Below are 20,181 nucleotides of genomic sequence, written 5' to 3'. Positions count from 1 at the left end.
AGCGGCTTCGTTCAACAAGCCAATCAACTAATTTATATAAGGTTCATCAGAGGGTATTACAAAATAGGAGTAAATGTGAAAATCAGATCATCCGCCTATAAATCAATAAATCAATAAATCAATAAATCAATAAATCAATAAATCAATAAATCAATAGAGTAGGGGAGTAAAAACAAAAAAACACGCAACTGAACATAATAAAACTGATTGATTTATGCACTCAGTGTTCAAAATTTGTATCATTCTCCAATGAATTAAATGAGTAAGCCTCATACTTAGAACAATTATTATTCTATTTCTTAATTGTGGTCTTAAATTATCTCTTAATGTGGTTTTAAAATAGGCAATTTTAGGTTTTGAACAAAGCTTAAATCTGGCCTTATTTTATTTTTAATAATGCTCAACCATAACGTTACTTCCATAATTTTATTAGCTATTTACGTATTTCATCACTGAACAGTTATTATGTTAAATCGAGTTAATGTTTTCTTTAACGCTGTCTAGCACAGAGAACGACAGCTAGGTCGCGGTTAAAAACTTGAATAATTATAACATTTGGCAGGTATAAGAAATGTATTGATCCCAAAATTCAATGATGCAGTAAATGCTGGTGAGTCACAGTTTAAAAAACACATAGCAACAACAGCAGCCAAACAAGCTTTAGGTCGACAGTTAGATGATGGAGCAAAATTGATAGTCGGGCACTTGAATAACAATTCGGTTGATAAAGTTATTGCCAAGTCAGCTTTGGAACACAGTACTTTGGTGGTCATTGATGACGCGATGATCAGTGTGTCGTTGGCGGCAATTGGATTTGAACAAACTGCGAACTTGATGCAGTTAATTCAGCAAGCAAGTTCAGCAGCCTATAATCAAAGCGTGCTAAAACTAACAACTGACAGTGCGCTGATCACAATTCAAGTGATGGCTGATTTTAATCGTGTAGTTGCCATAGAGAAAATTTAAACGGCGTTAAAACTGACTTTAAACACGATTTAAACCCGTTTTAAAGTGAACGATTGTGATCTAATTCTAATCGTATAATGAGCAGGAATGATCGTAGAATGAGTCAAAATGAGCGGGTTTTGTCTAAAAATAAACGTAATTTGATTTATGGTTTTTTAGAGTTAGGCTAAGTGAAGTCTTTATTTAATAGGGGCTTCAGAGCAGTCAAATTTAAATTCAGTAATATATTTAATTTAACATAATATAAATTATAGGAGGTAAATTATATTCAATGGCCTATTCTTTATCATTCGTTATCAGGCCGTTGAAATGTCCAATACTAGACGGTATCGGACATTGCACGTACATTTCATATATTTTGCTATGTAATTTAGTGTAATCATATGAAAGCTATTGAGCTTGGTAAAACCATCGCTTAATATTAGATTAGATGTAAAAAAGAAGTCTCTTATATGGAATTTGTAAAACCTCTCGAGCCAATATTAATTGTTGATGACGTAAAAGAAATACGTGAATATTTGATAGATATTTTAACTAACTTAGGTTTTGAAGAAATATTAGAGTCAAATGACTTTGACTCAGCAAAGCCACTATTAGCATCCAAAAAACCCGGTGTTGTATTTTTAGACATCGAACTCCCTGATACCGATGGTACTCAAATTTTAGAATTCGTTAATGATAACCACCCAAACACCCATGTTATTATGTGTTCTGGGCACAATAGTCTTGAAAATGTACAAAATACTTGGGAACTCGGCGCGAAAGGATTTATTGCTAAGCCATTTAATGCTAAAAAAGTCGATACAGTATTAAAACGGTTAGAATTAATTACATGAATCAACTTGTTACCCCAGTTATTGATGCGCTTGCGGATATCATTTTTGGTAAAGACCAACAGATAAAACTGGCTGTGTGCAGTTTATTGTGCAAAGGACACCTCCTTATTGAAGATTTGCCAGGTATGGGGAAAACCACATTATCTCATGGCTTGGCGGATACTCTCGGTTTAAGCTACCAACGCGTTCAATTTACCAGCGATTTATTACCGGCAGATATTACTGGCTCAGCTATATTTAACACCACAGACCACACATTTACTTTCCATCCTGGGCCAATATTCAGTCAAGTTCTACTGGCTGATGAAATAAATAGAGCAAGTCCAAAAACACAAAGTGCTTTATTAGAGGCTATGGAAGAACGCCAAGTGACAATTGACGGCACAAGTCACCTACTGCCTAATCCTTTTTTTGTTATTGCTACGCAAAATCCGTTACATCAATCAGGCACGCATCCCCTACCCGAGTCTCAATTAGATCGCTTTTTTATGCGCATAAGCATTGGATATCCTGATGAAACGGCTGAAAGAAAATTGATTCTGGGGTTCAGTCCAAAACAAAAAACCGAGGTGCGACCTGCATTGGCAGATCAGCAATTACTTGAACTGCAGGATCAGGTTACCAATGTTAAGCTTCCTCCCCCTGTAATCGATTACATTGTTTCTTTAGTTCAATTTACACGCAATAGCGGTTTGTTTCATGATCCATTGTCACCCCGGGCGAGCATTGCGCTGGGTTCAGCAACTAAAGCGTGGGCATTAATGGCGGGCAGAAACTACGCTACTCCAGAAGATGTACAAGCGATATTTTTACCTGTTGCAGGTCATAGATTGAACCTATCGGTGAAAGAGCAAGATAAAGTAGTATCTGACATATTAGATCAAGTATTGGTTCCTGTTTAATGCGTTCACGTATTAAATATTGGTTTGCGAAACACGTAGACCGAAAACACACTGCTGATCACATGATATTTAAGCATGATTCCATTTATGTTTTACCCTCCCAGTCAGGGCTACTATTTATTGGTATAATGGTGTTGAATTTCATTCTTGGAATTAATTATCAGAATAATTTGATACTGGCTGTGTCGTATATTATGGCCGTACTTCTCATCGTCTCATTATTATCGGGTTATATTAACTTCAATCGTTTAGGCCTTAAGTTACTCTCAGTTAATGATAACTACGAAGGGGCATTAACCGACGCGATAGTTGAGTTAGAATCCACCAAAGAACGATATAACATCATTATAAGACATATAAATACAGGTAGTGAAGTGACCATTAATGAGGTATTTAAAAATACCATAGCGCATGTCACTTTACCTTATAAACGAGGTGTTTATACAATAGAAAAATTTAAAATTACCAGTCATTTTCCATTTGGCTTAGTCACCGTTTGGAGCTACTTACATTCAAATAAAACATTACATGTTTACCCGCTCCCAAAAGAGGAAAAAGCACAAATAAATCATATTATCACAGGGACTGACGGAGACAGTAATGTGAATGATGTGCAAGCCATTGATGAATTTAATGAGTTAAAACCTTACCAGCAAGGGATGAGCCTAAATAAAGTATCATGGCGTCATTTTGCTAAAAACCAGCAACTACTAGTTAAAGGTTATACATCTGAGCAGTCTGTAAGTGTCGGTTTTGATTTTGATCTGATGACTGGTAATGTAGAAGAGCGGTTGAGTAAACTCTGCTTTTTAGTGGTTGAAGCGAGTAACAATCAGCAGCCATTTGCCCTTAAACTCCCAAATGAAACTGTAGCGATAGGGTCGGGTCAAAGTCATCGAGTTAAGTGTTTGGAGATATTAAGTGAATACTAAGCTACTAGTGATCTCTTCCATCTATTTGGTTATGACGGTAATGTTGTTTGCTGAACTAGGGATCCCCTTCGCCACTTTAATTTCTGTACTCATTGTATGGCACGTTATGCAATGGAAATATATTAAATCTGCGCCTTCTAATACACTCCTCAATATCGTCGCGCTGATTGGGATGACTGTGCTTGGTATTTCTATCGGGTTTAGTAATTCAGTGTCACTGTTTGTGTCATTAATGGTTTTAGCATGCCAATTAAAAGTTATCCAAGCGAACAATGAGAAGCAAAATAGACAGATCATGGTACTCAATTTTTTTACCATACCCTGTGTATTTCTTTTTTCGCAAGACCTGTTTACGACCATAGTAGTCGTGATAATGTTGGTCATAAACTTAGGGGTGTTAGCTGCTACTTCTCATAAACAGCAGCTGCTTCCTGCAACGAAAACGGCGGCCAAAAATATATTTTTTCTCATCCCTGTGAGTATGTTACTTGTGGTATTTTTACCTAAGATCCCTTCTTTTTGGCAACTACCTGGGGCTCAGATCGCAAGGACCGGTTTATCTGAGAATGTAGACCCATTTAGTATTTCAGAGTTATCTCAGTCAGACGATTTGGCATTTCGGGCAATAATAGAAGAATCAACATCGTATTCTCCGCCTTTTTATTGGCGAGCATTGATACATGATAAATTTGATGGCACATCTTGGCATATGGCGCGTGGGCAAAATATTCCTGTATATGTTGAAAATAGTAACATTTCATCTGATTATAAAGTGATCGCAGAGCCAAGTAATTTGCCATGGCTATTTGCACTAGGCAATGCAATCAGTAACTCTAATGAAGTATCAACTAACCAGTTTGGTACGCTGTTTAGTTCGAAAATCAGAAGCCGTAATTTTGAATATAATGTTCACACCGCTACCGATTCATCTAAAATGTCTTTAACACGTTGGGAATACCAACGTTATACGCAATTACCACAAAAGTTAAACCCCAAATCGACTGAGCTTGCTCGTCAATGGGATAACAACACGCAATCCACACAAGAATTTATTGCACAGATGCGCGCATATTTTATTTCACAAGGTTTCGAATACACACTAACACCTGAAGTTATTGAGGGTGCTAATACAATTGATGAGTTTGTATTTGAGACAAAGTCAGGATTTTGTGGTCACTATGCGTCTTCTGTAGCCATGATGATGCGCAGCGTTGGGATCCCATCTCGCCTTGTCTCGGGTTACCTGGGTGCTGAATACAATGAAGCCAATAATTACTATAGTATTTATCAATATGATGCCCATGCATGGGTCGAGTTTTTTATACCTAATTCAGGGTGGCAAAGGCTTGATCCGACAGCGTGGATATCGCCTGAACGATTGATAGGATCGCTTTCACAACACACATCTTTGTCAGAGCAGTTTAAGTCAAACCTTGGGATCAGTTTAGTTGCACTGTCAGGTGTTCCGGGCATGGAGTGGTTAAGACTAAAGCTTGAAGAATATGACTACAAATGGACTCGTTGGGTACTAAACTTTGATAAAAGCAAGCAACAGTCATTTTTACGCAATTTACTTGGCGATAATGCACAGCTTTGGTCAGGGGCTATTACATTGTTTACATTGGCTCTTCTGTGTTTATCGGTGTTTTGGTTTATGCAAAGGAAAATTTCCATAAAGCGCCCTCTCGCTGTTGATTTGTATGAGCAACTAAAATCTGTTAGCTCTTATCATGAGAGCAACCTTACGCCCTTGCAATTTATTTCACAGGTCTCCGAGCAATTTCCTGAACATAAAAGTGACTTAGATATGTTCTACAGCCGCTTTAGTGCAGCTAGGTACCAGGGTAAAACATTTTCTGGCCATCACAGAAAATTGACTATGAAACTAATAAAATCCATAAAAACAAAAACAAAGAGAAAATTATGAATGCAGTAATTGTCGGCGTACTCCTCATGCTTACACTTTCATTAATGCGGGTAAATGTCATTGTTGCTATGACTGTAAGCGCCATGATAGCAGGGTTATGTGCTGGGCTGGACCTGTCTACCACCTTAAATTCATTTAATGATGGATTGTCAGGTGGGGCCGAAATAGCCTTAAGTTATGCCATGCTCGGAGGGTTCGCAGTCGCTATTTCCAAGTCTGGATTAACCCAAATTTTAGCACAACGCTTACTGAAAACAGTAGAGGGGTCACGAGACAGCCATATTCACTTGCTCAGTCTTTTGATTATGACCATTATTTTATGCTGTGCTATTGCATCACAAAACCTAGTGCCTGTGCACATCGCGTTTATCCCAATTTTGATCCCTCCTCTGCTTGTTATTTTAAATAAGCTTGCGTTAGACAGGCGCGCTGTTGCCTGTATCTTAACCTTTGGGCTAGCAACATCCTACATGGTATTACCGTATGGTTTTGGTGGTATATATTTATACTCAATATTACATAAAAATCTTGCTGATAATGGTTTGAGTATTGTTAATACAGATGTCCCGACGGCGATGATCATTCCAGCTATCGGTATGCTTGTTGGACTTTTTATTGCATTACTCGTTACATATCGTAAAAAACGGACATATAACTTTGTTGTGCATGACGATAATACTACTTTAAAAGAAATAGATAATCCTAAAAAAGTTATTATTATCGGCAGTATCGCGGTTGTGTGTTCACTGTTAGCACAAAACATTAGCGGCTCAATGATCCTTGGAGGCCTTGTTGGTGTAATGATGTTCAGTGTATTTGGTATTGTAAAATGGGAACAAAGCTCTGATGTGTTTAGTCGCGGCGTTGCAATGATGGCAATGATTGGCTTTATTATGATATCAGCTCAAGGCTTTGCTGCCGTGATGAAATCTACCGGGGATGTAGCGAGCTTAGTATCAGCCTGTGCAGAGTTTATAGGTGACAATAAGCCACTGGCCGCCGCTATGATACTCATAGTCGGACTCCTTATCACTATGGGTATAGGCAGTTCTTTCTCTACAGTGCCTATCATAGCAACGCTGTTTGTGCCTTTGTGTTTAGAGGTTGGGTTTTCTGCCATGGCCACTGCCGCATTAGTTGGTACAGCTGGTGCTTTGGGTGATGCAGGTTCCCCCGCTTCAGATTCTACATTAGGGCCTACATCTGGTCTTAATGCAGATGGACAACATGATCATATCTGGGATTCAGTAGTCCCTACTTTTATACATTTCAACATTCCACTGGTCATTTTTGGTTGGATAGCAGCTATGGTTTTATAAAATACGCTACTAAATGCGTCTCAAAATGCAAAAAAGAAATGAGGTTTTTCTTACTAGATGTCGTTTCTTTTTACGTAATTTATTGATTTAAATATCATTAAAGTTTCACAAATACGTCAACAAAACTTAGCCTAAATATTGCTCTATTACTCTTAGATAAAATAATATTCTTGATAGGATTTAATTATGGCTTTTAATATTTCGGTTGTGGGTTTAGGGTATGTTGGTTTAGCAAATGCGTTACTTTTGTCGCAACATAATAATGTCTGTGCGTTAGAGACAAACCTAGATAGAGTAAACTTGATTAACCAAAAAAAGTCGCCAATTCAAGACTCAGAGATAGCGCACTTTTTATCAAAAAATAGTACTGAGATTTTTGCCACCAGTGATCCATTCCTAGCACTAGAGAACGCAGATTATATAGTTATTGCGACGTCCACTGACTATGACCCCCAAACTAATTACTTTAGCGTGATAGCGCAGGCTCTAGAGATTTCACCACAGGCGACCATTATCGTTAAATCTACCGTCCCAGTTGGATTTACTGAGCAAATGAAACAGCGGTATAAAACTAACAACATTGTATTCTCCCCTGAATTTTTAAGAGAAGGGAAAGCCTTGTATGATAATTTATACCCATCGCGGATAATCCTGGGAGCTTTAACTGAACAAGCACAAACTTTTGCCAACTTGCTTAAACAAGGGGCACACACAGACGACGTTGAAATACTCCTAACGCATTCAACAGAGGCTGAAGCAATTAAACTGTTTTCGAATACTTATCTTGCCATGCGAGTGGCCTTTTTTAACGAACTTGACACTTATTGCGAAGCAAAATCATTGAACACCACGGAAATTATTGACGGAGTAAGTTTAGATCCACGTATTGGTGGACACTACAACAACCCTTCTTTCGGTTATGGTGGGTATTGTTTACCGAAAGATACCAAGCAATTACTTGCCAACTTCGATGGTGTGCCAAATGATATGATCTCTGCGGTTGTATCGGCGAATGATACACGTAAAAAATATATTGCAGAGTCAATTATGGCCAGGGCGCCTAAAAAAATTGGGGTTTATCGGCTGATCATGAAAGCTGACTCTGACAACTTTAGAGAGTCTGCTATTTTAGATGTGATCTCGCATTTGCGCAAAGCCGGTGCTGACGTAACTGTTTATGAGCCAAAGCTCGAAAAGCCGTTTTCCGATGACTTTTCTTTATGTAATAACTTAGACATGTTTAAGTCAGGCTGTGATTTAATTATCACTAATCGTGACGCCGATGAGCTAAGTGATATTACTGATAAATTATATACTCGTGACTTGTTTCACAAAGATTAATATTTTCTAGCAGGTCAATGTGATTATTGGCCTGCCTCGTTTCTTATTTGTGATTTAACCCATTCAATAAAAACCTGAACTCTTTCATGCTTAGGAGAGCGCTTATCGTATACAAAATAACTCTCTACTTTATTCGGGTGTGGTAATGGCAATGCAATACTAAGTGCGCCTGACTCAATATAATTTTGACATAAATAATCAACAATCAGCGCAATGCTGTTGCTATTTAGGATAGCAGTCAGCGCCATATCCGTGCTGCTAACAGACGTATATATTGTATTTTCGCTGATAACAGATTGTAGATTGTTTTTCATATTGTCCTGAATTTCACAAAAAGCAATTATCAACATTAACTGTTTTGACGGAAGATTGAAAATCGCAAGTGATTGGGATTGCTGGCTAAAATTAGCATCTACGGGCGAATTTGCGTACACATATCAATATACAATGAATTATTTAATGCGGTCCGACTCTATAACATCTAATATAATAAAACGAATAGATGCCATGAAGTTGATTTTAAACCGCTTTATAAACAATAATAAAGTTAGTTGACTAACCCAGTTAAAAGTGGGTGCACGCTTGAACGAATGCTATGGTGAGTACAACAGAAAAATGGGACAAAACATACCAGCTTTGGTAAATGCAACCAAGGCTTTAATGCTTTATCCTCAAAAACGTAACTTACGGCATTTGTTGCATGACCTAAACAAATTAACCGCATAAATAGGAATTGGCTATGCATTCAATTATGATAATAGACGACGAGGAAGCTGTACTAAGAGCACTTGGACGTTTGTTTAATAGAGAATATCAGGTAGAGCAACATAACGATCCACTAACAGCGGTATCAAGCATGGAGCAAAAAAGTTTTGACCTTGTTATCTCAGATATACGTTTGCCAAATATGGATGGGTTTGCCGTTTTGAAGCACTTTCAATCTCTGCAGCCAGATGCGGGCCGTATTTTAGTCAGTGGATATGCAGACATAGAAGATTGTCAAAAAGCGGTTACAGATGGCCTCGCCCATATGATAGTGTCTAAACCTTGGAATAATTTTGAGCTAAAATCAATCGTTAAACTTGTTTTAGAAAATAGTGAGCTCAAGAAAAATAATCGTGAACTCCTGGCCAAGTCAAAAACTTAAAGAATGATCTATTGGTAAACCCATTAGCGCACTATTCAATATTTTCTCGTCCACTAAAAGCTTTAAATGAGTATTACCAGATTTAGGACTGTCAATATGAACTACCTGCCGATAAATAATTGGATACTTGGATACCACACCAATTTCCATTGGAAAGCCTTCAATCTCCTTATAACCAAATCGCGTATATTCAGGCTTTACACTTGAAAACAGCTCTCTGTGGTGGTCTGAAAATTCAAATAACACTAATAAATCGCAAGTATCTTGATTGAGACGTATTAAGTGTTGTGCTACGTGCTGATTTGAATACCGCAAATTAACTTGATTGGTAAGTAATGTATTTATTTTCTTATCAACATCAAAAAAGGTTGGGGTAAAATGAATAGAGACCGCAATCATACTTATGGCGAGCGTTATTAACCCAAAGACTCTGCTTTTTATCAATAGCAACACAGCAAAGCCAAGAGTCCCAAGTAAAAGCTGACCTCTTAGGCCGTGTATGATGTCAGTAATATACCCGTAATCAAACACACCATATGCTAAAGTGAATACTATTAAGTAACTAACCCCGAGAATGTAAATCATAAAGTCCCTCCTCTTTAATGATTAGCGTTAAAATCAAAGCTGCGCATATGGTTAAGGACTAATATTGAAAGACCAACTGTATGATGTGTTCTTTTTTGGCTTATAGTTAAACAAATTTATTTGCTTAACTATAAGCTTTATTTAAAGCCATGGAGCATTTTGTCACAGACAACAGGCGTCGGTCGATGATTGTCATCAACTGCAACAAAGGTAAAACTACCTGAAATTGCTAAATGTTTATCATCTTTGTGCATCCTTTCTAAATAGATTCTCACTTCTACTTTTAAGCTCGTGTTACCAACATGAACCACCTTTGAGACTAGCTCAGCAAATGTGCCGGCAGGTATAGCCTCTTTAAAATCTACACGATCTGACGAAATTGTAACAAGTGGCTTCCTGCAGAAGCGAGTCGCAGCAATAAAAGCCGCCTCATCCATCCATGCTAGTGCATCACCGCCAAACAAGGTGTTATGATGATTAGTCCTACCCGGGAATACCGTCTTCGTAATAGAGGTGATAGACTCATCTATTCGTTTTGCAATTACATCTTCTTTATTTATATCGGTCATTTTTTACTACTTTTATTAGCCAATGTATCATTCATTAATAATTGTGGATCTAACCGCTCGCCAAACCAGTTAAAACGCCAATCTAAGTGAGGCCCGGTTACACGCCCTGTTGCACCTATATCAGCAAAGTGCTTTCCTACTGAAACCAAGTCACCGACATTAACGTGAATTTTATCAAGATGAATATACGTAGAAGAAATGCCATATCCATGATCTATGATTACAGTGCCACCACTGTAATACAGGTCATCTTCTGCAAAGGTGACTATACCTCTTAATGGTGCCCATACCGGCGTGCCCGTTTTATTCGCAATATCTAAGCCATAATGCGGATTACGAGGTTTTCCATTAAAAAAGCGCTGGCTACCGTACACCCCTGAGATCCGCCCTTTGGCAGGTTTAAGTACTGGGTCTAAAAAGTACGTTAAATTAGAACTTGTGGCTCTTGCCAATTTCACCGCTTTGGCTTCGGTTCTGATCCGCTTAAGCACTGAATCGGGTGGTGACACATATTTTTTTGCAACACCTGTTATCCGGTCAATATTAAACGTTCTTTTTGTGATCATGAAATCAGCAGACTCAGACTTCCCAGCGATCGTCACCCAAGTTAAAGAATGCTGTAATTGAGCATCTCTGCCAAACCCAAATACAAATTGACCATCTTTCGTTAGCTTTAATGGTTTATCATTGAATTTAACCGATTTAGCATCTGCAATTTTGCCGATAACCATCCCCCCTTGAGTCAAGTTTCCAGACAATTCTAGCGCCTGAGCTGAACAAACCCCAAGTAGTACTCCAACACATAATCCCACGTATTTAAGCATTCGCAACGGCTCCTTTGCCGACTCCTTCGTACGCCTTAACTGTTACTTGCTGAGAAGGATGTAACTTTTTAATTTCATAAGCCAAATACTCCGCAATACACTCTACTGTTGTATCGCACGGTAATATATCGCATCGCGCCTGACTAATTGCGAGTTCAAAATAGCCCTGTGTTGCTTCATAAGCAAAACAATCATCTGTTGATAGTGCAGTCACATGTTTTAATTCAGCAGCCGATACCTGATCTTCTCGAGTTCCTAAGTAGATATCCTGCCATTTCATTGCCCACTCTTTTTGCAACCTTGGCATACTAATACCATCTAATGCGATACCAATTAATGACCGATGGCCATGCACTATCCTCTGGCAGTTACCATCATGTTTCTTTAAGCCATGGCTATAATGATAATAAAAGCTTGTAGTAGGCTCTGGACGAAGCTCTATGCCTATGTCTTTAACATTACTCGGCATTTCAGGCATAATGACTGACTTTAAAAACGCGATAACAGCAGGTTCATCTACTTTTTCACTCGGTAATAAACAAACTGCTTCGCTTGGAGCGCTCATTGCTAAATGATAGTTATCTCCAAATTGACAATCTAATTCAATTCGATCATTCCTAATCTCAGCGTTACCGTTTACACCCTTGGCTATCGCAAGTTTATGATCTATTGTTTCATCAATAATTTTTTTTATTTGTTTTTTTACCAATGCAAAATCTAAAACCATCGACTCATCATTTAATTGGCCGTGGAGCGTTAAATCAACAATCCAACTTTCTCCCACAGCTCCTCGCTGATTGCATAGGTAAGAAAAATCGATAACAGTGAGAGCATCTACAAAAAGGATCATAAACTTCCGATAAATTAGTTTAAATTCTGGCGATATTATAAAGATTTTTAAGATAAAAATCGCCTATATATGCAGGTAGAATTCAATTTAAATGCGAATTATTCTTATAAAAGGTTGAAATTTAACTGTTCGGAGTTGTCTAGCGTACAAGTGTACGCTAGAGTAGCGTGGATTTTAAAGCAAAGATTGTGAACTATGGAACCGAAAAATAGCTATACAAAAGAAGAATTAGTACTGTGTGGTCAAGGCGAGATGTTTGGCGAAGGCAACTGCCGCTTACCAAGCGACAACATGCTGATGATGGATCGTATCATTGAAATAAATGATGACGGTGGTGAGCATGGTAAAGGGCTTATTATCGCAGAGCTTGATATTAACCCTGACCTTTGGTTCTTTGACTGCCATTTTAAAGGCGATCCAGTAATGCCGGGCTGTCTTGGCCTTGATGCTATGTGGCAATTAGTTGGCTTTTTCTTAGGTTGGTCTGGTGGACCCGGTCTTGGTCGTGCACTTGGTGTGGGTGAAGTAAAGTTCACAGGTCAAATCTTACCAAATGCAAAGAAAGTAACTTATCGTTTAGACATGAAGCGTGTTATTAAGCGTAAACTGTTTATGGGTATGGCCGATGGTACAGTTGAAGTTGACGGCCGTGTAATCTATGAAGCAAAAGATCTAAAAGTTGGTCTTTTCCAAGATACCAGCGCATTTTAATGTTACCCGTTTAAACAACAAAGCCCCTTAAAAAAGGGGCTTTGTTGTCTCTAAATTCTGTAAATTATGTTTTAAACATATTTCTATTTTCGATTGCTTCTCGCCACCCGCCTAACCACTCTGATCTTGATTCTATTTGTTGATACGGGCATAAATCTTTAGACCGCCCGGTTAGACCGGCTTTAAACCCTTGAGAATGTGCTCTTTCTAAACGGTCTCTTTTCTGTCTCTTCATAGGTAAATTCCTCACCATAATATGTTCAATAATGCTTCAACTAAATTTGCATCAACATTAAATGAATAGTTAATAACGTCATAAATATCAAATTCACAGACATCGGATACCAACCGAATTTAACTAACTGTCTGTTTGTATGAAGTTAAAAATTTCTGTCAGCGAAGTCACCTTGCGCCAAACAGCTATTGAAAATTTCAGAATAATAAGCAATGAAAGCCTTTTACACGTAACGTGTGTAACTACCATTGAAAGGATTGGCCAAACCCAGACCTTCAATAAATCACATAAGGCAAAGCGGTGCAATACCAATTTTTAAAATGTAAAACAAGCAACCCACACAAAGAATAAATAATTCAATAAAAATAAAAAAAACCTATAAAATAACTCTAATAAAGCAGATTGGGACTTATTGCAATCCAAAATTCATAAAAAAAACATTCATATTTCTGACATATAAACATGCTATAAAATGTCTAATTATTACAGTAGATTAAGTTTCAATTCTTAATTTTAATAATAATGACTGCTTAAAAATATTTTTTTAAGCCACTCCAGCAGAAATGTAGCTGCGCTTTGCAAGATAAAATAGCGCAAGAATTGTAAAGATTTAAGGTACAGCAGCTCATAGATAAGTACGAGGTTCATTAAAAAAATACGAGCGCCTGAGTCAGCCGCTAAAATAAGGGGATAACACTTAATAAAGATGTTCTAATTTAGGTAAGGTAACTACACCATACATTTTATTTCGTGCTTAACGTCGGATTGGTAAAAACGAAAAAGGCACTGATTTACGTTAGTGCCTTACTGCTTTATTTCATGAAACGCATCATCCTTGGAATTCACTCCATATTCGCTCAATAAATAGTCTAGCGTAGTTTTAACCTTTGCACCAGCTCGGCTAAACGAGCAGGCAGGTCATCGCCTTTTACTTCTAGAGCACGCACTGTTTCCGTAGAGGCTTTGAACCACACAGTTGTACTTGATATGACCATTATGGCTATGAGCAAGCCAAACGATAGAAACAACTTTTTACTAAGCTTCATGGTATTTACCCTTGTATAATCTTACGATGATCCACTCCATGGTCTAGCGAGCATTCCCAGCGCCTCAACTCAAACAAAAGCATTACTTACAAGTTGGTAATTGGCCAATAATAAACACTGTTTACAAAAATGTAAGGACCAAGTAACTGAAGGGTTTTGAAGGGGGGCTATATAGAAATAACGAGAGAGTGTAGATAAAAAAGCCGTGGCTCAAAGGCACAGCGGCTTAACAATCAGAATTATAGATTTTCATCGTTTACAATGCACTTTCAAGCTCTGGAAGTACATCAAATAAATCTGCGACCAATCCATAATCGGCAACCTGAAAAATAGGTGCATCGGGATCTTTATTTATTGCAACAATGACTTTGGAATCTTTCATACCGGCAAGATGCTGAATAGCACCACTTATGCCTACAGCGATATATAGATCTGGCGCTACAATTTTACCTGTTTGCCCGACTTGCATATCATTAGGCACAAAACCAGCATCAACAGCTGCACGAGAAGCGCCTATCGCTGCGCCCAACTTATCTGCAATACCGTTTAATAACGTAAAGTTTTCGCCATTTTGCATTCCTCTACCACCAGAGATAACAACTGGCGCAGCATTCAATTCAGGTCGCTCAGATTCTGTTTGTTCTATGCTGACAAACTCACTTAGCCCATTTTTAATCTCTATTGCCAATGAGTCTACTTCACAAGGACTTTGGTTTCCCTGACTGTCAAATGCACTGGCACGAACCGTGATCACTTTAGTCTCATCTAAAGACTTGACGGTAGCAATTGCGTTGCCAGCATAAATGGGTCTTTTAAATGTATTACCATCAACAACTTCAATAATTTCAGAAATTTGCGATTTATCCAATAATGCAGATACACGGGGTAAAATGTTTTTTCCTGTTGTTGAGGCACTGGCAAGAATATGTGAGTAACTGCCAGCCATTTCAACAACCAAATCAGCAGTATTTTCAGCAAGTTGGTGCTCAAAGCCGGCATTATCAACAACACGAACTCTGGTGACACCACTGATTTCACTCGCAGACTTAGCGACCTCACCTACATTATGCCCTGCTATTAAAACGTCTATATTTGTGGCCACTTTTGTTGCTGCATTAACAACTTTTGACGTTTCAGACTTAAGTTGACCGTTATCATGTTCAGCAATAACTAATACGTTCATGAAATCACCTTCGCTTCAGTTTTCAACTTTGTTACTAATTCACTTACACTTTCAACTATAACGCCCGCTTCTCTCTTGCTAGGCTCTTCGACTTTTACTAATTCAATACGTGGTGATAAGTCAACATCAAGCGACTGGGCTTCAATGATCTCTAATGGCTTGCGTTTTGCTTTCATTATATTTGGTAATGACGCATAACGAGGTTCGTTAAGTCTTAAATCAGTTGTCACGATCGCAGGAAGGGTTAGTGACACGGTTTGTAACCCACCATCAACTTCCCGGGTCACTTGTGCTTTGCCATCTTCTATTACGACCTTCGACGCGAACGTACCTTGACTTCGCTTGGTAAGCGCTGCGAGCATTTGCCCTGTCTGATTGTTGTCAGAATCAATCGACTGCTTACCTAAAATAACCAGTTCAGGTTGCTGCTGATCAACAAGTTTAGCGAGCAATTTTGCGACATGTAAAGACTCAAGTTTTACATCCGTCTGAACATGTATTGCCTTATCAGCGCCAAGAGCTAATGCCGTGCGTAATTGCTCTTGACATGCTTTATCACCAATAGAAACCGCTATTACTTCAGAAGCGCTACCAGCTTCTTTTAAACGGATCGCTTCTTCTACTGCAATCTCACAAAAAGGGTTCATTGCCATTTTAACATTGGTTAAATCAACATCAGTGTTATCAGGCTTGACTCTTGCCTTTACGTTGTAGTCAATCACACGCTTGATTGGCACAAGTACTTTCATAGTTACTCCGTTATATGGTTATTCATAACGCTGACGCCAACGTCAACATATTTATTTTATGGATTCAGACTACTTCCTGTTGACGTAAACGTCAACCTAAAATAACCTTAGTTTAACTTAATAAAAACTAAAGTCGTTCTTTAGTTAATATACCGTCAAAGATAATGAGGTAATTATGGTTGAACGTGAAACCATGGAATTCGACGTAGTCATAGTTGGAGCGGGGCCAGCAGGGCTTTCTTGCGCCATTAGACTTGCTCAACAAGCACAAGAAAAGCAACAAGAGCTCATGATTTGTGTCGTTGAGAAAGGATCAGAAGTTGGCGCGCACATTTTGTCTGGAGCCGTTTTTGAAACAAAAGCACTCGATGAACTCCTTCCAAATTGGAAGGAATTAGGCGCACCTGTCACAACTGAAGTCACTCAAGATGATATTTACCTATTCCAAACTCAAGAAAAATCCATCTCAATCCCGAACATAGCTGTCCCAAAAACATTTAAAAATCACGGAAACTTTATCGTTTCAATGGGTAATGTGTGCAGATGGTTAGCCGAACAAGCCGAAAATTTAGGCGTGGAAATTTTTCCGGGATTTAGTGCCCATTCACTCATTTTAGAAAACGATGAAGTCAAAGGTATTATCACCGGTGATATGGGCGTTGCAAATGACGGCCAACCCAAAGACAGTTATATGCCCGGAATGGAATTACGTGCTAAATACACCGTTTTTGCTGAAGGTTGCCGCGGGCATTTGGGCAAGCAACTAATCAAAAAATTTAATCTTGATCAAGATGCGACACCGCAACATTATGGGCTGGGCTTCAAGGAAATATGGCAAGTACCTTCAGAGCAGCACAAGGAGGGCACCGTTGTGCACGGAACAGGTTGGCCACTTGATAAAGGGACATCGGGTGGTTCATTTATGTATCACGCGGAAAATAACCAAGTTGTTGTCGGGTTGATTATTGACCTAAATTATACCAATCCATACCTCAGCCCCTTCGACGAGTTTCAACGTATGAAACATCATCCAGTGTTTAAAGCGACATTAGAAGGTGCAGAACGTGTTTCATATGGCGCGCGTGCAATTGCCAAAGGTGGGTTTCATTCATTACCTAAAATGCACTTCCCTGGTGGCTTGTTGATTGGCTGTGATGCAGGCACTCTGAATTTTGCTAAAATCAAGGGAAATCACACCGCGATGAAATCAGGTATGCTTGCAGCGGATAGTATTGTAAATGCACTCTCCTGTGACTCCCCCTCAACTGACTTAACAGATTTTACACACAGATTTAAATCTAGCTGGGTATACGACGAACTCTATCAATCTCGTAATTTTGGCCCTGTTATTCATAAATTCGGTAAGATCCTAGGAGGCGCATATAATACAGTCGATCAAAATCTGTTTAATGGTGCTTTGCCTTTTACATTTAAAGATAATGACCATGATCACGCCGTATTAAAGCCTGCCAGTAGCTCACTGGTGATTGATTACCCAAAACCCGATGGTAAGCTGAGTTTTGATAAACTATCGTCTGTATTCTTATCGAATACTAATCATGAAGAATCTCAACCATGTCACTTACAGCTTGCTGATATATCTATTCCAATTGACGTTAATCTTGCTAAATTTGCAGAGCCAGCTCAACGTTACTGCCCTGCCGGGGTTTATGAAGTGACACAAGATGACAATCAGCAACCGCAGTTTGTGATCAATGCCCAAAACTGCGTGCACTGTAAAACATGCGATATCAAAGATCCTAGCCAAAATATTACTTGGATAACCCCAGAAGGTGCTGGCGGGCCAAACTATCCCAACATGTAGCAATAAACGCCAACCATTTATTTCAATTCCAATCTGCAGGGGCCAAATGGCCCTTTTTAATGAATACAAAGAAAAACGCAAAAAACCAAATTTTGCATATACTTAAATAATACGATAAGTATTAGGGGCAAAATATGGCACGTAATTCAGAAGTGGTATTTCGTTTTTTGGCTGAGCCTACCGATGTAAACTTTGGCGGTAAAGTACATGGCGGTATTGTCATGAAGTGGATTGACCAAGCAGGTTACGCTTGTGCTGCCGGGTGGAGTGGTAGCTACTCAGTAACGGTATCAGTTGCTGGGGTAAGGTTCAAGCGCCCTATTCTCGTCGGTCAAATTGTTGAAGTATCAGCACAAATTGCTCATACAGGTAAAACAAGTATGCAGATTTTTGTAAGTGTTAAATGTGGTGATCCCCAAAAGCAGGTCTTAACTGAAAGTAACCATTGCGTTATAAGCTTTATCGCGATGGATCAAGCTGGTTACCCAATCCCCGTGCCACTATTTGAGCCATCCACTGAAGATGAAAAAAAGCTACAACTTTACGCGATTAAAATGAAGGAAATAGCCATTGAAACAGAGTCTTTATTACACCGTACTATTGAAGATGAATAAGGCTATTAACTTTAATAAATAAACAAACTGGGTTAACCCAGTTTGTTCTTTAAGACGCTGTTTAATCTGGCTTCAGTGTCATGTTACATACATTAATTCATCCGGTTCTCAATGCCAATATTGCTGGAATATCAAAGCCCTCGGAGTATGGTACAAAGTCTGGATTCTTAGAATCAATGGCTAAGATAGACATCCTATCTGCAAGCTCATTTCCTTCAATACCCACATGACCATTAACATGGTAAATTTTTATAGCTGACGATAACGTTTGGTATAGCGAATAGGCTGGCTTAATAAGACCTAAGTTTTTAATTTCACCACTTGGTTTAACCCAGCCTTTTTTCTCCCAACCTACAGCCCATTTAGTAATACAATCAATCGAATATTTAGAGTCACAATAAATCGCCACCGACTGACCTTTAGATAAATATGCTTTAGCCAACAATAATGCTTGCATGAGGCCTTGAAGCTCAGCCGTATTATTAGTGCCTTTTGGGTGATATAGCCCATACCAAAGCGCACTCAGTTTATTATTTTCATATACCGCAACCCCAGTCCCAGCTTCACCGGGGTTAGGCTCACAGCCCCCATCAGTGAACACTTTAATGTCAAATGGCATGTTTGCAATGTCTGACTGAGACAGCGGCACCACCTTTTTCTTAGGTCCGCTATGCACTTTATCACTGCTATTTGACGTCTGCTTAGCGCTAAATGCCTGCTCTGCCTCCGCTAAGGTCGGAAAAGACTTATATTTAGCACCCGAAAAGCCGTCAACTTGAGCTTTACAGGCAAGCCATGTTGTAAATATTCCACTTTGATGCCCTTTCCAAACGACATAGTATTTTTTCGCCAATGTTCTAATCTCTTCATACGTAATTGATAATACAGGGAGTCAGCATGTCACTCGTATATCTAGTTTTACACAATCAACTCTGACAGTATAGAAACGTTCTATGTACTTGCCGTAAACGATGCGGCCTTATCGAACAAAAGCTGTCATATTTTATCCGAAATATCGCCGTTTACTGTAAGCATGACTACAATGCTATTACCAGACTCGCCATAGTGTATGTAAGCTGACACCCCTTTACCACACAGTGTTTCAGATAATACAGCCGATACTTTAGTTTTATCCTTGCCAGCGGTATTTATGGTAATCTTTCATAATGATGTTCTACATTCAATCCTAGATACATCGATGTCTGAGTTTTTATCCGCAAAAAAAGTTTTATAAATTTTAAAGTCAAAGTAATGAGCTCGCCCTGCTAGAACTTCTTCACTTTCGAACAATACTGGCACTTGTGAGGCGCTGACTTCATTACTTACAACGCGATTCACTGCCTAATTAGTCGACCCCTCTGATTCAGATATCGTCTTAGGGTCATCACTCTGAACGCTGGGATCCGTTTCAAATTTTGAAGGCTTACTGTCTGGCGTTTCAGATACATTAACAGCATCAGAATTACCTTCTATGCTATTGGCGGTTTGCATACTAAAATAATACACTATCACTATATCACTCAGGGCAAGAGCATGAAAAATTATAATTTCAATACCATTTCAAAGTAAACTTTACTACGCATTGCTTTGCGGGCATACCTTTCTTAAATCTCGTTTCTG

The 20,181-nt window shown here is 38.7% G+C and carries 22 protein-coding genes; 11 read left to right on the top strand and 11 right to left on the bottom strand.

The features are described from left to right. Positions 1-576: 576 nt before the first annotated feature. The 7 genes from CWC18_RS02870 (at position 577) to CWC18_RS02840 (ending at position 8,223) form a co-directional block, all read left to right on the top strand. Entirely contained in the window at positions 577-966 is a 390-nt protein-coding gene (locus CWC18_RS02870; RefSeq protein ID WP_138674667.1) for a hypothetical protein, read from the top strand. A gap of 452 nt (positions 967-1,418) precedes the next feature. Further along, positions 1,419-1,802, top strand: coding sequence for a response regulator (locus CWC18_RS02865; RefSeq protein WP_138591311.1), 384 nt, complete (start codon positions 1,419-1,421; stop codon positions 1,800-1,802). After that, positions 1,799-2,704: an AAA family ATPase gene (locus CWC18_RS02860; RefSeq protein ID WP_138591310.1), complete on the top strand. Its 906-nt coding sequence runs from the start codon at positions 1,799-1,801 to the stop codon at positions 2,702-2,704. The genes CWC18_RS02865 and CWC18_RS02860 overlap by 4 nt, the downstream gene beginning before the upstream one ends. Next, entirely contained in the window at positions 2,704-3,636 is a 933-nt protein-coding gene (locus CWC18_RS02855; RefSeq protein WP_138591309.1) for a DUF58 domain-containing protein, read from the top strand. The genes CWC18_RS02860 and CWC18_RS02855 overlap by 1 nt, the downstream gene beginning before the upstream one ends. Beyond that, the gene (locus tag CWC18_RS02850) at positions 3,626-5,563 is read left to right on the top strand and encodes a transglutaminaseTgpA domain-containing protein (RefSeq protein WP_138591308.1); all 1,938 of its coding nucleotides are present in this window, start codon (positions 3,626-3,628) and stop codon (positions 5,561-5,563) included. The genes CWC18_RS02855 and CWC18_RS02850 overlap by 11 nt, the downstream gene beginning before the upstream one ends. Continuing rightward, positions 5,560-6,882 carry a Na+/H+ antiporter family protein gene (locus CWC18_RS02845; protein ID WP_138674666.1) on the top strand — a complete coding sequence of 441 codons (1,323 nt, stop codon included), beginning with the start codon at positions 5,560-5,562 and terminating at the stop codon, positions 6,880-6,882. Before CWC18_RS02850 ends, CWC18_RS02845 begins: the two co-directional genes overlap by 4 nt. A 186-nt stretch (positions 6,883-7,068) precedes the next feature. After that, entirely contained in the window at positions 7,069-8,223 is a 1,155-nt protein-coding gene (locus CWC18_RS02840) for a nucleotide sugar dehydrogenase (RefSeq protein WP_138674665.1), read from the top strand. 23 nt (positions 8,224-8,246) lie between these two features. On the opposite strand, the gene CWC18_RS02835 is transcribed toward CWC18_RS02840, so the two are convergent. Next, positions 8,247-8,537 (bottom strand): LysR substrate-binding domain-containing protein, encoded by a 291-nt coding sequence (locus CWC18_RS02835; protein ID WP_249348272.1) that lies wholly within the window; start codon positions 8,535-8,537, stop codon positions 8,247-8,249. Between the two features lie 425 nt (positions 8,538-8,962). Here CWC18_RS02835 and CWC18_RS02830 point away from each other — a divergent pair, with 425 nt between their 5' ends. After that, on the top strand, positions 8,963-9,370 hold the full coding sequence (locus CWC18_RS02830; RefSeq protein ID WP_138591304.1) for a response regulator: 408 nt from the start codon (positions 8,963-8,965) through the stop codon (positions 9,368-9,370). Here the strand turns inward: CWC18_RS02830 and CWC18_RS02825 are convergent. From CWC18_RS02825 to CWC18_RS02810, 4 genes are all read right to left on the bottom strand, one after another. Then, positions 9,359-9,955 carry a hypothetical protein gene (locus CWC18_RS02825; RefSeq protein WP_138591303.1) on the bottom strand — a complete coding sequence of 199 codons (597 nt, stop codon included), beginning with the start codon at positions 9,953-9,955 and terminating at the stop codon, positions 9,359-9,361. The genes CWC18_RS02830 and CWC18_RS02825 overlap by 12 nt on opposite strands. A 137-nt stretch (positions 9,956-10,092) precedes the next feature. Next, positions 10,093-10,524 carry an acyl-CoA thioesterase gene (locus tag CWC18_RS02820; protein ID WP_138674664.1) on the bottom strand — a complete coding sequence of 144 codons (432 nt, stop codon included), beginning with the start codon at positions 10,522-10,524 and terminating at the stop codon, positions 10,093-10,095. Beyond that, complete coding sequence (locus CWC18_RS02815; protein WP_138674663.1) at positions 10,521-11,348, bottom strand: M23 family metallopeptidase; 828 nt, start codon at positions 11,346-11,348, stop codon at positions 10,521-10,523. Before CWC18_RS02815 ends, CWC18_RS02820 begins: the two co-directional genes overlap by 4 nt. Then, positions 11,341-12,198: a 6-carboxytetrahydropterin synthase gene (locus tag CWC18_RS02810; protein ID WP_138591300.1), complete on the bottom strand. Its 858-nt coding sequence runs from the start codon at positions 12,196-12,198 to the stop codon at positions 11,341-11,343. Before CWC18_RS02810 ends, CWC18_RS02815 begins: the two co-directional genes overlap by 8 nt. 195 nt (positions 12,199-12,393) lie before the next feature. On the opposite strand from CWC18_RS02810, the gene fabA reads away from it, so the two are divergent. After that, positions 12,394-12,909, top strand: coding sequence for a bifunctional 3-hydroxydecanoyl-ACP dehydratase/trans-2-decenoyl-ACP isomerase (gene fabA / locus CWC18_RS02805; RefSeq protein WP_119860229.1), 516 nt, complete (start codon positions 12,394-12,396; stop codon positions 12,907-12,909). Positions 12,910-12,973: 64 nt separating this feature from the next. On the opposite strand, the gene rmf is transcribed toward fabA, so the two are convergent. The 4 genes from rmf to CWC18_RS02790 form a co-directional block, all read right to left on the bottom strand. After that, positions 12,974-13,144 (bottom strand): ribosome modulation factor, encoded by a 171-nt coding sequence (gene rmf, locus CWC18_RS02800; RefSeq protein ID WP_119860230.1) that lies wholly within the window; start codon positions 13,142-13,144, stop codon positions 12,974-12,976. A gap of 869 nt (positions 13,145-14,013) precedes the next feature. After that, complete coding sequence (locus tag CWC18_RS20950; protein ID WP_171041017.1) at positions 14,014-14,190, bottom strand: hypothetical protein; 177 nt, start codon at positions 14,188-14,190, stop codon at positions 14,014-14,016. A gap of 256 nt (positions 14,191-14,446) precedes the next feature. Next, the gene (locus tag CWC18_RS02795; protein ID WP_138674662.1) at positions 14,447-15,373 is read right to left on the bottom strand and encodes an electron transfer flavoprotein subunit alpha/FixB family protein; all 927 of its coding nucleotides are present in this window, start codon (positions 15,371-15,373) and stop codon (positions 14,447-14,449) included. Then, a complete protein-coding gene (locus CWC18_RS02790; protein WP_138591298.1) occupies positions 15,370-16,122 on the bottom strand; it encodes an electron transfer flavoprotein subunit beta/FixA family protein in 753 nt (250 codons plus the stop codon). Before CWC18_RS02790 ends, CWC18_RS02795 begins: the two co-directional genes overlap by 4 nt. A 175-nt stretch (positions 16,123-16,297) precedes the next feature. On the opposite strand from CWC18_RS02790, the gene CWC18_RS02785 reads away from it, so the two are divergent. Beyond that, positions 16,298-17,947 carry an electron transfer flavoprotein-ubiquinone oxidoreductase gene (locus CWC18_RS02785; protein ID WP_138674661.1) on the top strand — a complete coding sequence of 550 codons (1,650 nt, stop codon included), beginning with the start codon at positions 16,298-16,300 and terminating at the stop codon, positions 17,945-17,947. 134 nt (positions 17,948-18,081) lie between these two features. Further along, positions 18,082-18,561: an acyl-CoA thioesterase gene (locus tag CWC18_RS02780; protein WP_119860235.1), complete on the top strand. Its 480-nt coding sequence runs from the start codon at positions 18,082-18,084 to the stop codon at positions 18,559-18,561. A gap of 97 nt (positions 18,562-18,658) precedes the next feature. On the opposite strand, the gene CWC18_RS02775 is transcribed toward CWC18_RS02780, so the two are convergent. Continuing rightward, positions 18,659-19,414 carry a ribonuclease H1 domain-containing protein gene (locus CWC18_RS02775; protein ID WP_138674660.1) on the bottom strand — a complete coding sequence of 252 codons (756 nt, stop codon included), beginning with the start codon at positions 19,412-19,414 and terminating at the stop codon, positions 18,659-18,661. A gap of 488 nt (positions 19,415-19,902) precedes the next feature. Continuing rightward, a complete protein-coding gene (locus CWC18_RS20945; protein WP_171041019.1) occupies positions 19,903-20,073 on the bottom strand; it encodes a hypothetical protein in 171 nt (56 codons plus the stop codon). Positions 20,074-20,181 lie beyond the last annotated feature (108 nt).

The organism is Pseudoalteromonas aurantia (assembly GCF_005886875.1).
In the GTDB taxonomy this organism is placed as follows: Bacteria; Pseudomonadota; Gammaproteobacteria; order Enterobacterales; family Alteromonadaceae; genus Pseudoalteromonas; species Pseudoalteromonas aurantia_A.
The sequence above is the reverse complement of the archived record's forward strand: the minus strand, read 5'-3'. Positions and strand labels throughout refer to the sequence as shown.

Coding starts and splice junctions, on each gene's coding strand:
- CWC18_RS02865 (WP_138591311.1), top strand. CDS start 1,419: ATGGAATTTGTAAAACCTCTCGAGCCAATATTAATTGTTGATGACGTA.
- CWC18_RS02860 (WP_138591310.1), top strand. CDS start 1,799: ATGAATCAACTTGTTACCCCAGTTATTGATGCGCTTGCGGATATCATT.
- CWC18_RS02855 (WP_138591309.1), top strand. CDS start 2,704: ATGCGTTCACGTATTAAATATTGGTTTGCGAAACACGTAGACCGAAAA.
- CWC18_RS02845 (WP_138674666.1), top strand. CDS start 5,560: ATGAATGCAGTAATTGTCGGCGTACTCCTCATGCTTACACTTTCATTA.
- CWC18_RS02840 (WP_138674665.1), top strand. CDS start 7,069: ATGGCTTTTAATATTTCGGTTGTGGGTTTAGGGTATGTTGGTTTAGCA.
- CWC18_RS02835 (WP_249348272.1), bottom strand. CDS start 8,537: ATGAAAAACAATCTACAATCTGTTATCAGCGAAAATACAATATATACG.
- CWC18_RS02830 (WP_138591304.1), top strand. CDS start 8,963: ATGCATTCAATTATGATAATAGACGACGAGGAAGCTGTACTAAGAGCA.
- CWC18_RS02825 (WP_138591303.1), bottom strand. CDS start 9,955: ATGATTTACATTCTCGGGGTTAGTTACTTAATAGTATTCACTTTAGCA.
- CWC18_RS02820 (WP_138674664.1), bottom strand. CDS start 10,524: ATGACCGATATAAATAAAGAAGATGTAATTGCAAAACGAATAGATGAG.
- CWC18_RS02815 (WP_138674663.1), bottom strand. CDS start 11,348: ATGCTTAAATACGTGGGATTATGTGTTGGAGTACTACTTGGGGTTTGT.
- CWC18_RS02810 (WP_138591300.1), bottom strand. CDS start 12,198: ATGATCCTTTTTGTAGATGCTCTCACTGTTATCGATTTTTCTTACCTA.
- fabA (WP_119860229.1), top strand. CDS start 12,394: ATGGAACCGAAAAATAGCTATACAAAAGAAGAATTAGTACTGTGTGGT.
- rmf (WP_119860230.1), bottom strand. CDS start 13,144: ATGAAGAGACAGAAAAGAGACCGTTTAGAAAGAGCACATTCTCAAGGG.
- CWC18_RS20950 (WP_171041017.1), bottom strand. CDS start 14,190: ATGAAGCTTAGTAAAAAGTTGTTTCTATCGTTTGGCTTGCTCATAGCC.
- CWC18_RS02795 (WP_138674662.1), bottom strand. CDS start 15,373: ATGAACGTATTAGTTATTGCTGAACATGATAACGGTCAACTTAAGTCT.
- CWC18_RS02790 (WP_138591298.1), bottom strand. CDS start 16,122: ATGAAAGTACTTGTGCCAATCAAGCGTGTGATTGACTACAACGTAAAG.
- CWC18_RS02785 (WP_138674661.1), top strand. CDS start 16,298: ATGGTTGAACGTGAAACCATGGAATTCGACGTAGTCATAGTTGGAGCG.
- CWC18_RS02780 (WP_119860235.1), top strand. CDS start 18,082: ATGGCACGTAATTCAGAAGTGGTATTTCGTTTTTTGGCTGAGCCTACC.